Below are 11,229 nucleotides of genomic sequence, written 5' to 3' on the forward strand. Positions count from 1 at the left end.
GCAAACGGTCCTTGTGCGTGATGACCAGCCGCCCGACGCGCCCCTCCACCACATCATCGAGCAGGCGCTTGAGGCCCTTCTTGTGGGAGTTCATGCCGCAGCAGAGGTCTGCAATGACCTCGAACGTCCAGCCCTGCCTCGCGCAGTACAGCTCCAGCACCTGCTTCACGCCTCCGAGGCTGCCCGGCGCACCATCGCTTGTGCGCGCGTATCCAGCCATGACCAGAAGGACGACCTGGAGCGGCAGAGCGCAAATTGTGCACAACTGCGCAAGAACGCGTAACTATTCTGTCAGCAGTTCAAGCCCCAACCGAATCACCCCCACCGCCTCATTCAGCGATTCCGCCTGCATCCGCTGCTCCCTTGCAGCCTCCGCCGCCCTGGCCACCAGCGCCGCATTTTCCCGAAACGCCGCATGAATCCCAGCCACCTGCCTGCCCATCGACTCGATGCCCGCGCGCTGGTGATCCCCCATGCCGGCAAGCTCTTCGACCAGCGTGGCCAGGCGGCCGATGCTGGCGACGACTTCGTTCATGGTGTCGCCGGTATGGCCCACCAGTTCGGAGCCGGCGCGGGCGCGGTCGACCGACGCGCCGATCAGTCCGCGGATTTCCTTGGAGGCGGTGCCGCAGCGGTGCGCGAGTTGCCGCACTTCCGCGGCCACCACGGCGAAGCCCCTGCCGTGCACGCCGGCCCGCGCGGCTTCGACGGAGGCGTTGAGCGCGAGGATGTTGGTCTGGAAGGCGATGCTGTCGATCACGCCGATAATCTCGGTGATGCGCTCGCAGGCTTCGTTGATCTCGCCCATGGTGCGGATCACGGACAGGATTTCGCTGCTGCCGCGCGCCACCACTTCGCTCGATGCACCGGCCAGCTCGCAGGCGCCGCGTGCGTGGTCGGCGCTGGTGTGGGCGGTCTGCGTCAGGGTCTTCATGGCCTCCATGGTCTGTTCCACGGCGCGCGCCTGTTCATCGGTGCGGCGTGCGACGGTGGTGCTGGCGTCCAGGATGTTGCCGGCTGCGGCGGCGACCGTGCCGGCGGCATTGCGGACCTGGCCCAGCGTCTGCCTGACGGTGTTCAGGGTCTTGTGGAAGGCGCGGGCGAATTCGCTGTCCGGCTCGCTGTCGCCGGAAGCCAGCGTCAGGTAGCCCGGCTCGCGCTCGATGCCGGCAGCCAGCGCGCTCAGCTCATCCGCTGACCTGGCATCGCGCTCCAGGCGCCAGGCAAGCACGCACAGCACGCTGGTCTGCGCCACGACGAAGGCCGCGTGGAACAGGACCATGTTGAAGCTCGGGTCGGTGAAGCAGATGGCGTTCCAGCCCCAGGACTGGAACAGGCTGAAGCTCAGATGCTGTACGGCAATGGCGCCTGCGGCAAGCAGGATCACGCGGAAGTCCCGGTAGGCCAGCAGCAGCGAAAGCGAAACGAAGACGAGGAAGTGGAATTCGGTCAGCCCGTGCGCCTGGTGAATCAGCAGCGCGGCGAATGCCATCTGCAGCACCGCCATCGTCAGCCGCGTTGCCATCCGCGCTGGCAGCAATGCTGCCATCAGTGTGCCGAGGACAGTCATCGGCAGCCCGAGCGAGAATGTCAGCGCCAGGGAGCCGTAGTGGTTGCCGACGATCAGCGAGAGCAGGCACAGCGCCCAGAGCACGACCGCCATCAGGTGGTCCGCGCGTCGATGGACGCCGGTCAGAAGTGCCGGGGGCGCCGTACCGGAAGATTGCGCCGCGCGGTAAGTCGCGGAGGCCGCGGAACCGGGTCCGGACGACAATGCATAGTTTGCGCTGCTCATACCACCTCAAGGCTTGAGTTGTGAAGACGCAGCACCCCGTTCAGTCTTTCTTCCGATGTTCTGTCCGGGCACTATATATCGATTCGAATTCGTCGCACATGCGAGCGGCGAAGCGCCGCAACAGTCCTGAAAATTGCTGCATTTGAGTGATGTTCGAATCCGCCGCGCCGCTATACGATGTATGGCGGTCGCGCGCCGCGGCAGGAGAACGGAGGCGTGGGCCGTAATTTCCGAGATGCGCTGGAGGAGGGGATCTGTGCATCAGGGCGCTTGCGCGTGACGCCCCGCGTTTGCCTCAGGGTTCCGTCTGCTCGACGGGTGCCACGCCGACCTGGGGCTGGTCCTCGACCCACAGCCAGAACAGCTTGTAGCCGACCGCCAGCATCACCGGCCCGATAAACAGGCCAATGATGCCGCCGCTGATCATGCCGCCCAGCGCGCCGATCAGTATCACCGGCATCGGTACGTCCACGCCGCGGCCCAGCATCAGTGGCTTGAGCACGTTGTCGGCCAGCCCGGCGACGAAGACATAGATGGCGAAGATGATGGTGCCGCCGCTGGTTCCCTCTGTCGCAAAGACGAAGACGATGACCGGGACAGTGATCAAGGTGGCCGGCAACTGCATGATTCCCAGCAGCAACACCGCCAGGGCCAGCAGGCCGGCGGCAGGAACGCCCTTGAGGATGAAGCCGACGCCGATCAGCAACATCTGGATAAAGGCGATGCCGACCACGCCCTGGGCCACAGCCCGGATCGTGGCGGTGCACAGTACAGTGATGCGCGGCCCCCGGTCCGGGCCGAAGATGCGGGAGGAGATCTGTTCCGCGCTGCGCGTGCCTTCCTCGCCGTAGGCCATGATGATGCCTGCGATGACCAGGGCGAAGACGAATACCAGCAGGCCCGTGCCGACCCCGGCGAGGGTGCCGAGCAGCGTAAGGCTGACTCCCTTGAGCTGAGGCGCGACCTTCATCACCAGGCCGGTCAGGTCGTTGGCGGCCTGCTGCCAGAAGTCATAGAGCCGCTGGCCCACCACCGGCCAGGCGGCAACCGATTCGGCCGGCGGCGGGATGTTGAAGCTGCCGCTCTTGACGATGTCTATCGCGCGCTGCACCGAATCGACCACCGCGGTACCCAGCAGGTAGGCCGGCACCATGATGATGGCGACAGCGATCAGAATGATCAGCGTGGCGGTCTTGCCTTCGTTGACACCCAGCCTGCCCCTGAGCATCACTTGCAGCGGGTAGATGGTGACCGCCAGGATCAGCGACCAGATCACCAGGTCGAAGAACGGACGGAAGATCTCGAAGCAAAAGATCACCAGCGTGGCGACCAGCCCGGCACGAATCAGGACATCGAGCAGTCCACGGGACAGCGCCCGCTCGGAAAAGGGCGTTTCCAACATCGCTGGTCTCCTTGCAGGGGCCGCAAAGGATCGGATCGGCAGGCGCGCCAATCTAGCTCTACCGGCGGCCGTGTTACGCGCACGCCGCAAATTGTGGAATTCAGTCTAGGTCAGGAGTAAAGGCGCAGCAACCTCGCCGGTTGCACCAATAGCGCGCTTTATGGCCGGAGATGGCGATCCCGGCGGCTTTCATGACTATCCTAGGTAGTAGCCGATGCCCCGGTAGTCAGGTTCATATGCTGGCGCGAGGCGGTGATATCTGCGTGATCCGCTGCGGAGGGGCTATGGCCAGATTCCCAAAGACCGCGTCGATCGTGCTTGCGCTATGGCTCCTGCTCGGCGGGTGCGCCAGCCGGCCGGTCAATGCACCGATCACCCAGGTCGATCCGAACGCCGGCTATCGGTTTGTCGCGCGGCCGCAATACTCGGCGGACAGTGAGAATCTGGTGGTCCTGGCCTTTTCGGGCGGGGGCACGCGCGCTGCCGCGTTCTCCTACGGGGTCCTGGAGTTCTTGCACAATACCGAGGTGGTCGGGCCGAAAGGCAACCGGTCGCGCCTGCTGGACCATGTCGGCGTTATCACCGGTGTATCGGGCGGAAGCTTCACCGCATTGGCCTACGGACTCTACGGCGAGAAGCTCTTTGACAACTATGAGCGGAACTTCCTCAAGCGCAATGTGCAGGGCGAGATCACGGCTCGTGTGTTCACGCCAACCTACTGGCCATCGCTGTGGTCGACCGGTTGGGGCCGGTCCGAGCTGGCGGCCGATCTGTACGACGAGATCCTGTTCCACGGTGCAACCTTTGGCGACCTCAATCGCGGCAACGGACCGCTCATCATCGCCTCGGCCACCGATATTTCCACGGGCGCCCGTCTTCCCTTTACGCAGAACGTTTTCGATGTGCTCTGCTCGGACCTGAATTCGATGCGGCTTTCCCGTGCCGCCGCCGCTTCATCGGCAGTGCCGGTGGTGCTCACACCCGTCACGCTCAACAACTACGGCGGCAATTGCGGCTATGCGCCGCCTGACTGGATCAAGCCGTTTATCGGCACCGGCGACCCGCCCAGGCCCGCCGCGCGTGCGACCCGCCACCTGAGGGAGGAGAGGGAGTTCGGGGACAGCGTCAACCGGCCGTACATCCATGTCGTGGATGGTGGCGTTTCAGACAACCTCGGCATGCGCAGCGTGCTGGATACGCTGGAGATCATGGAATCGCTGCATCTGGTCGGATTACCTTCGCCGCTCGACAGGTTGCGCAGGCTTGTCGTGTTTGTCGTCAACTCTTTGTCCACGCCCAGGACAGACTGGGACAAGTCGGAATCCCCGCCGGGCTCGGTGCAGATACTGCTCAAGGCCTCGGGCGTTCCGATCGACCATTATTCCTACGAGGCGACTGAATTGCTGAAGGACACCCAGGCGCGCTGGCAAGCCATGCGGCGGGTGCGGGAATCCCGGGCGATGGCTGCGAACAAGGATGCCGCGGTGGTCAGCGCGATACGCACGCCGGACACGACGATCTACGCGATCGACGTGTCGTTTGCCCAGTTGACCGACGCCGCGGAGCTGGACTACCTGAACCAGCTGCCTACCTCGTTCTCCCTGCCGGACGAGGCTGTCGACCGCCTGCGTGCCGCGGCCGGGAAGATCATCATGGCATCGCCCGAGTTCCAGCGGCTGCTGCGTGACGTCGATGCGAGGATCGTATCCGCGCCAGGGCAGGCGGGAGCGGCAGTCTCTGCGCCGACCGGACGGTGAGGTGCCTGGCAGGCATCTCTTCCGCATGTCGCCGTTTGTCTCCAAAACTCTAATATCGCTTCCCAAAATAGCTGAATTCCCACGCGCCTGAAAGGCGAGGATGATCTGACCGGGGCCAGGAGCCACGAGCCGGATCATTCTTTGCCCTGCAAGCGCCAGCCTGTCACCGGAGACCGCCAGACCGGCTGGCCTCACCATCGAAGTGTTCAAGGAGACTCTGATGATTCAACGGCTACTATCAACGGCCAGCCTGGCGCTGGTCGTTTTGCTTGCATCGGGAACTGTCGGCGCGCAACAGCCACAGCAGCCGCAGCAGCCGGCGAATGCCAAGGAAGCCAAGGCGAAATTCACGGAGAAGTTCAACGCCGCTGACACCAACCATGACGGCAAACTGACGCGCGAGGAGGCAGAGGCCGGCATGCCGGAGGTCTACAAGAACTTCGACAAGATCGACACCAAGAAGACGGGCGCAATCACGCAGCGGCAGATTGGCGCGTACGGGGCGGCCAAGGCCAAGCAGCGCAAGGCGGCGCAGGATCCGGGAAGCCTGAACTGACCTGCCTGGTTGAGCAAGGAAGCCGTGCGGCAGCCTCATTCTGCTGCGCAGCGCCTCCAGGGCCTCTACGTCAGGTCGCGCAGCAGCGATTCCCGCACAGGCCCTTCAATCACCTGCACCGGCACCCGGTAGTTCGGATGATCGCACCCGATCATCAGTGCGGCGCCGCCGCGCAGCCGCGTCTTCATCGCATCCGTGAGCTCGAAACGCACGAAGTGGACCGCTGAAGTCTTTTCCTCGTTCTCGCGCTCGAGATCCTCGTCTGCGATCGCATAGACCGGCGGCTCGCCTTCCACTTCGATGAACACGCGGTCTTCGATGCCGATCAGTCGCCCCAGCGCTGCGCGGCGCTCGGCCTCGTGGGCGTATTCGATCTGCATGGTCGCCTTCAGGTTGCTGCCGTCCGGCACCAGCGGCAGGTAGGCGTCCAGTTCGGCCTGGATGCCGGCCTCGTCGAAGATCTTCTCGATATGGAGCATCTCCTGGATCTGGTAGCGGATCGTCAGCTCATCTTCGAAGAGGAAAGTCAGGTGATTGCCCAGCGCCACGGTGCGGTCCTTCTTGTGCGCGATCACTTCGTCGCGCTTGGCGATCCGTGCCTTGGCGTAGGCTTCGAGCGACATCAGCGAATCTCTGGCGATGCTCATCAGTTGTCCTCGCGTGTGGTTGGGTGAGTCAGATGCCGTAGGCCTTGCGCAGCAGCGTCAGCGGATGCGCAAGCGATGCCTTCGGCAGACCGGCTTCGTCGATGCCCTGCTCGATATGGTGGCCGGCCAGCTGGCAGTCGGACGAGATGTAGTCCGGCTGGGGCTGCGCCATGGCCTTGAACACCGGACCGCCGATTTTCATGGCCATGCCGTGGAATTCCTTTTTGACGCCGAACGTGCCGGCGTGCCCTGAACACCGTTCGATCACCGTGACCTGCGTGTCGGGCACCAGCGAGAGCGTATCGAACGTCTTGCGGCCGATGTTCTGCACGCGCGCGTGGCATGGCACGTGATAGGAGACCTTGCCGAGCGCCTCCTTGAAATCTGTCTTCAGCAGGCCGTCGCGATGGCGCGACACCAAGTACTCGAACGGATCCCAGAACGCTTCGCTGACGGCGCGCACGTCGGCGTCATCGGGAAACATCAGCGGCAGTTCGTGCTTGTACATCAGCACGCAGCTGGGGACCGCGCCCATCAGCGCATAGCCTTCGCGTGCGTAGGCGGCAAGGACCGGCATGTTCTTCGCCTTCTTCTCTGCCACGCCTTCCAGGTTGCCCTGCTCAAGCAGCGGCATGCCGCAACAGGCCTCGCTGGTCACCAGCTCATACGGGATGCCGTTGTGCGCGAGGATCGCCAGCAGGTCATGGCCGATGCCGGGCTCATTGAAGTTCACGTAGCAGGTCGCATAGATCGCGACCTTGCCCGGCGTACGCTCGCCGTCCTTTACCGGGGCAACGGGGGCCTTCTTCGCGGCGCTGCGGAACTTGCGTGTTGCGAAGTCAGGCAACCACGCGTTCTTGTCGACCTGCAGCACATTCTCCAGCGCGCTGCGCGCCGCGCGCGTATGGTTCACGGCATTCACCACCTGCGTGACGATGGGGATACCGGCAAAGTGTCCGAGCGCATCGGTGTTGGACAGGACCTTGTCGCGTGTGCTGACTTCGCCGCGCTTGTAGTGCAGGGCCTTGGCGCGCAGCATCAGGTGCGGAAAATCCACATTCCACGGATGCGGCGGCACGTACGGGCACTTGGTCATGTAGCACAGGTCGCACAGGTAGCACTGGTCCACAACCTTGTTGAAGTGCTGCTTGTCCACGTCATGCGCTTCACCGCTGTCGGTCTCGTCGACCAGGTCGAACAGTTGCGGAAACGCGCCGCATAGGGACACGCAGCGCCGGCACCCGGCGCAGATATCGAACACGCGCGCCAGCTCCTTGTCGAGCAGGTCCTGATCGTAGAAGCCGTCCGAGAGCCAGTCGAGCGGATGCCGCGTGGGTGCTTCGAGACTGCCTTCCTTGTGGGGCATGGCGTCAGTCTCCTCGTTTTTTGTATTGGCCGCACGTCACGCTTGCGCGCGGCGCACGCAACAACGCGCAAGCCCGCCATCCCGGGGGCTTGCGTCGCACTCTCCCTGGCGCGCGCAGCCAGACCGCAGCGCCGCGCCGGGCGATGGCTTCAGTCTACGAGTGCTTCCAGCGCCTTGGTATAGCGGTTCGCGTGGCTGCGCTCGGCCTTGGCCAGCGTTTCGAACCAGTTCGCAATTTCGTCGAAGCCTTCTTCGCGTGCCGTCTTTGCCATGCCGGGATACATATCGGTGTACTCGTGCGTTTCCCCCGCAATGGCCGCCTGCAGGTTCTGGCGCGACGAGCCGATCGGCAGCCCGGTGGCAGGATCGCCGACGGCTTCCAGGTGCTCGAGATGGCCGTGTGCGTGGCCGGTTTCACCTTCTGCGGTGGAGCGGAACAGCGCGGCCACGTCGTTCTGGCCTTCGACGTCGGCCTTGGCGGCAAAGTAGAGATAGCGGCGGTTCGCCTGGGATTCGCCGGAAAATGCGTCCTTCAGGTTTTGCTCGGTCTTGCTTCCCTTGATTGTCGGCATCTGTATCTCCTGAATCGCTGTCATGGGGACGCGCGAATGTCATGAGCGATCGGCACTACAGCCGATGCCGGCGAGGCGCGCGTGCCTGCACCGTGATGCTTAATCTAGGGCGAAGGGGTGGCGATCCCCAATAGTGTTTTTTAATGTGATCGATAGCCGCCGGGGCGAAGCGGCCGAACCATGCCAATTGCGGCGCGCATGGCACTTCATGCATGTATCATGCGCGCATTGCTTCACATCCATGCCTGCCTGGTGGGCCCTTGCGCATGCCCGTGGCGCAAGAGCCGCCCGGAACGAGCTGCTCAGAACTCCTGCACGGTCGGGCGGAGCACGATCTCGTTGATGTCGACATCGACGGGTTGCTCGATGGCGTACGCGATGGCGCGCGCAACCGAATCGGCGGGGATGGCGATCTTGTAGAAGTCCCCCACGAATCGAGCGCTTTCCGTGTGGGAACTGCCCAGCTTGAGTTCCGAGTCGACGGCGCCGGGTTCGATCGTGGTCGTGCGGATCTTGCCACCCACTTCATGCCGCAGCCCTTCGGAGATGGCGCGCACCGCGAACTTGGTTCCGCTGTACACCGTGCCACCCGGGCTGAATACCTTGATGCCGGCTACCGATGCGATGTTGATGAAGTGGCCGCTGCCTTGCCGCTCGAACACCGGCAGCGCCGCGGCAATGCCATACAGCACGCCCTTGATGTTGATGTCGATCATGCGGTCCCACTCGTCTACCTTGGTCTCGCTCAAGGGCGCAATGGCCATCAGGCCCGCGTTGTTGACCAGCACATCGATGCGCCCGAACGTGCGCACTGCCGTGTCGACCAGGGCCTTAAGCTGTTCCGGCTTCGTCACGTCGGTCGTGACGACCTCTGCCTTGTCGCCGGACTCGCGGATCTCGCGGGCAATGACCTCCAGCCGCTCTGTGCGCCGCGCGCCCAGTACGACCGATGCGCCGAGGCCGGCGAGGTGCCGTGCGGTAGTTTCCCCAAGCCCGCTGCTGGCGCCGGTAATGACAACAACTTTGCCTTCGATGTTTGATCGCATTTGTTCGTTTCCTTCCAGTTTGCATTGAAGGCCTGAGGGGCCCCGGCCTTGTGGGAAACCATTATGGAAATCCGGCAGATGCGAATAAATGGAAATGTTAAGATTTCATAATTCCAATTTCTGGAATTTTCGCCATGCTCAATCGCCTGGAGATGCTGCGGATCTTCCTGGCCGCGGCTGAGTCGAGCAATTTCAAGGAAGCCGCCACGCGGCTCGGCATTTCGCCGCAGGCCGTTACGCGCGCGGTGCAAGACCTCGAAGCGGCGCAGGGCGAACTGCTGTTCCACCGCAGTACCCGCAACGTGCAGATCACCGCCTTCGGCGAACGGCTCGCCGCACGGGCGCGGCCAGGCCTGGAGCAGGTCGATGCCCTGTTCCAGCGCGGCCAGGCGCAGGAAGAGCCCGAGATGCGTGGCATCGTCCGGCTGACGGCCCCGGTGTTCATGGGCCGCCTGCTACTGCTCCCGGTCCTGGCGCGGCTGACCGAACGCCATCCGCAGCTGCGCTTCGACCTTCGCCTAAGCGACGCGCACGCGGACGTGGTCGACGAGAAGATCGACATCGGCATTCGCTTCGGCTTCCTGCACGACAATCGCTTTGTCGCGCGGCGTGTTTCCCGGCAGACGTTTCATGTGGTCGGCACGCCGGCGCTCATTGCACGTGTCGGCAGGCCCACGACCATCACGCGGCTCAACGACGTACCCACGACGGCGCTGTTCGACGCCAGCACGGGACGCTTGTGGCCGTGGCTGTTCGCTAACGGACAGCAGATGACGCCGGCGCAGCCGGCCTTTGTCTGCAACGACTCCGATACCGAGCTGGATTTCATGCGCACCGGCGCCGCCTTCGGGCAGGCGACGAGCCTGCAGGCGGGCGCGGCCATCGCCGCCGGCGAGCTGGTTCCCATGCTGCAGGATTTCGAGCCGGAACCGTGGGATGTCTACGTCTACCGGCCCCAGCGCGGGCCGCTGCCGGCACGCATCCGGCTGGTCTATGACGCGCTGGTCGACGCCTTCACCTCCATGCCAGACGTGCCGGATCGTGGCCGGGCGTAGCGTGCCTCTCCGGCGCGCAACGTCCCTGAAGACATGCCCGCGGCGATCCGGCTGGTGGCTGCGCCGGATCGACTATGATTGGCGCCACGCCGCTACCCGGTTTCGGCTTGCAGTGTCCGGCAACGTGCCTTCCGTGCCATGCCGGCGCGTTCGTCGCGGCGCCCGGTCCGATCCGTCATTTCATTCCGCCCCATCATGGCCCGCCTCAAGCTCGACCTTCCCGCCGACCAGTTCTGCTACGCCACGCACCTGACCGTGCGCGTGACCGATATCAACTCGGCCAACCACCTCGCCAATGATTCGATGATCTCCATGATCTCGGAGGCGCGGGCCCGTTTCCTGTTCGAGTTCGGCACGTCGGACGATGTCCGCGAAGAGGGCGTCGGCATCATCGTCACCGACCTGGCGACGATGTACCGCAATGAAGCGCATGCGCGCGACCAGCTGCTGTTCGAAGTCGGCGTGATGGACTTCAATAAGTACGGCGGCGACATCATCTTCCGCATCACGCGCCCGCAGGATGGCGCGCTGATCGCCATGGCCAAGTCTGGCTTTGTCTTCTTCAAGTACCGCAGCAAGCAGGTGGTGCCGATGCCGGAAGGGTTTGCCGGCCGCTTCCCGAAGGTGAACTGGGTCGAGTAAGGGGAGCTCGCCTCCCGAGGGCTTGAACTGCTGACAGAATAGTTTCGCGTTCTTGCGCAGTTGTGCACAATTTGCGCATGATACGCACGATGGTCAGCATTCAAGAGGCTGCGGAGTTTCTGGGCGTCTCGGCGCAAACGCTGAGGCGCTGGGAGCGCGAAGGCAAGCTCATTGCGGACGAACGCACAGCCGGCGGGCGTCGTCGCTACGATCTGGCGCGTCTGCGGCCCGAGCAATTTCACGCCTCCGAGGCTGCCCGGCGCACCATCGCTTATGCGCGCGTATCCAGCCAGGACCAGAAGGACGACCTGGAGCGGCAGAAGCAGGTGCTGGAGCTTTACTGCGCGAGGCAGGGCTGGACGTTCGAGGTCATTGCAGACCTCGGCTGCGG

11 protein-coding genes and 1 pseudogene are annotated in these 11,229 nt (G+C 63.9%); 5 read left to right on the forward strand and 7 right to left on the reverse strand.

Annotated elements, in window-relative coordinates; translation table 11 throughout:
* From RM96_RS24270 to RM96_RS24280, 3 genes and pseudogenes are all read right to left on the reverse strand, one after another.
* Positions 1–163: pseudogene (locus RM96_RS24270) on the reverse strand (IS607 family transposase); the annotation flags it as partial.
* A gap of 120 nt (positions 164–283) precedes the next feature.
* Positions 284–1,795, reverse strand: a complete 1,512-nt coding sequence (locus RM96_RS24275; protein ID WP_063926012.1) for a methyl-accepting chemotaxis protein — start codon at positions 1,793–1,795, stop codon at positions 284–286.
* A gap of 295 nt (positions 1,796–2,090) precedes the next feature.
* Entirely contained in the window at positions 2,091–3,197 is a 1,107-nt protein-coding gene (locus RM96_RS24280; protein WP_039014281.1) for an AI-2E family transporter, read from the reverse strand.
* Positions 3,198–3,481: 284 nt separating this feature from the next.
* Between RM96_RS24280 and RM96_RS24285 the strand changes: the two genes are divergently transcribed.
* Positions 3,482–4,954 carry a patatin-like phospholipase family protein gene (locus RM96_RS24285; protein WP_039014282.1) on the forward strand — a complete coding sequence of 491 codons (1,473 nt, stop codon included), beginning with the start codon at positions 3,482–3,484 and terminating at the stop codon, positions 4,952–4,954.
* 220 nt (positions 4,955–5,174) lie between these two features.
* Positions 5,175–5,510 carry an EF-hand domain-containing protein gene (locus tag RM96_RS24290; protein ID WP_039014283.1) on the forward strand — a complete coding sequence of 112 codons (336 nt, stop codon included), beginning with the start codon at positions 5,175–5,177 and terminating at the stop codon, positions 5,508–5,510.
* Between the two features lie 65 nt (positions 5,511–5,575).
* Here the strand turns inward: RM96_RS24290 and RM96_RS24295 are convergent, their stop codons facing one another.
* The 4 genes from RM96_RS24295 to RM96_RS24310 form a co-directional block, all read right to left on the reverse strand.
* Complete coding sequence (locus RM96_RS24295) at positions 5,576–6,157, reverse strand: DUF3501 family protein (RefSeq protein ID WP_039014284.1); 582 nt, start codon at positions 6,155–6,157, stop codon at positions 5,576–5,578.
* 28 nt (positions 6,158–6,185) lie between these two features.
* On the reverse strand, positions 6,186–7,523 hold the full coding sequence (locus RM96_RS24300) for a heterodisulfide reductase-related iron-sulfur binding cluster (protein WP_039014285.1): 1,338 nt from the start codon (positions 7,521–7,523) through the stop codon (positions 6,186–6,188).
* A 149-nt stretch (positions 7,524–7,672) separates the two neighbouring features.
* Positions 7,673–8,095 (reverse strand): rubrerythrin family protein, encoded by a 423-nt coding sequence (locus RM96_RS24305; protein WP_039014286.1) that lies wholly within the window; start codon positions 8,093–8,095, stop codon positions 7,673–7,675.
* A gap of 302 nt (positions 8,096–8,397) precedes the next feature.
* Positions 8,398–9,141: an SDR family oxidoreductase gene (locus tag RM96_RS24310; RefSeq protein WP_039014287.1), complete on the reverse strand. Its 744-nt coding sequence runs from the start codon at positions 9,139–9,141 to the stop codon at positions 8,398–8,400.
* A gap of 134 nt (positions 9,142–9,275) precedes the next feature.
* Between RM96_RS24310 and RM96_RS24315 the strand changes: the two genes are divergently transcribed.
* The 3 genes from RM96_RS24315 to RM96_RS24325 all read left to right on the forward strand — a co-directional run.
* The gene (locus RM96_RS24315; RefSeq protein ID WP_039014288.1) at positions 9,276–10,196 is read left to right on the forward strand and encodes a LysR family transcriptional regulator; all 921 of its coding nucleotides are present in this window, start codon (positions 9,276–9,278) and stop codon (positions 10,194–10,196) included.
* Between the two features lie 195 nt (positions 10,197–10,391).
* A complete protein-coding gene (locus RM96_RS24320) occupies positions 10,392–10,838 on the forward strand; it encodes a thioesterase family protein (RefSeq protein WP_039014291.1) in 447 nt (148 codons plus the stop codon).
* Positions 10,839–10,927: 89 nt separating this feature from the next.
* On the forward strand, positions 10,928–11,229 hold a 302-nt coding region (locus RM96_RS24325), incomplete at its 3' end, for a MerR family DNA-binding transcriptional regulator (RefSeq protein ID WP_039014289.1).

It is taken from the genome of Cupriavidus sp. IDO (assembly GCF_000812465.1).
Lineage (GTDB): Bacteria > Pseudomonadota > Gammaproteobacteria > Burkholderiales > Burkholderiaceae > Cupriavidus.

Coding starts and splice junctions, on each gene's coding strand:
- RM96_RS24275 (WP_063926012.1), bottom strand. CDS start 1,795: ATGAGCAGCGCAAACTATGCATTGTCGTCCGGACCCGGTTCCGCGGCC.
- RM96_RS24280 (WP_039014281.1), bottom strand. CDS start 3,197: ATGTTGGAAACGCCCTTTTCCGAGCGGGCGCTGTCCCGTGGACTGCTC.
- RM96_RS24285 (WP_039014282.1), top strand. CDS start 3,482: ATGGCCAGATTCCCAAAGACCGCGTCGATCGTGCTTGCGCTATGGCTC.
- RM96_RS24290 (WP_039014283.1), top strand. CDS start 5,175: ATGATTCAACGGCTACTATCAACGGCCAGCCTGGCGCTGGTCGTTTTG.
- RM96_RS24295 (WP_039014284.1), bottom strand. CDS start 6,157: ATGAGCATCGCCAGAGATTCGCTGATGTCGCTCGAAGCCTACGCCAAG.
- RM96_RS24300 (WP_039014285.1), bottom strand. CDS start 7,523: ATGCCCCACAAGGAAGGCAGTCTCGAAGCACCCACGCGGCATCCGCTC.
- RM96_RS24305 (WP_039014286.1), bottom strand. CDS start 8,095: ATGCCGACAATCAAGGGAAGCAAGACCGAGCAAAACCTGAAGGACGCA.
- RM96_RS24310 (WP_039014287.1), bottom strand. CDS start 9,141: ATGCGATCAAACATCGAAGGCAAAGTTGTTGTCATTACCGGCGCCAGC.
- RM96_RS24315 (WP_039014288.1), top strand. CDS start 9,276: ATGCTCAATCGCCTGGAGATGCTGCGGATCTTCCTGGCCGCGGCTGAG.
- RM96_RS24320 (WP_039014291.1), top strand. CDS start 10,392: ATGGCCCGCCTCAAGCTCGACCTTCCCGCCGACCAGTTCTGCTACGCC.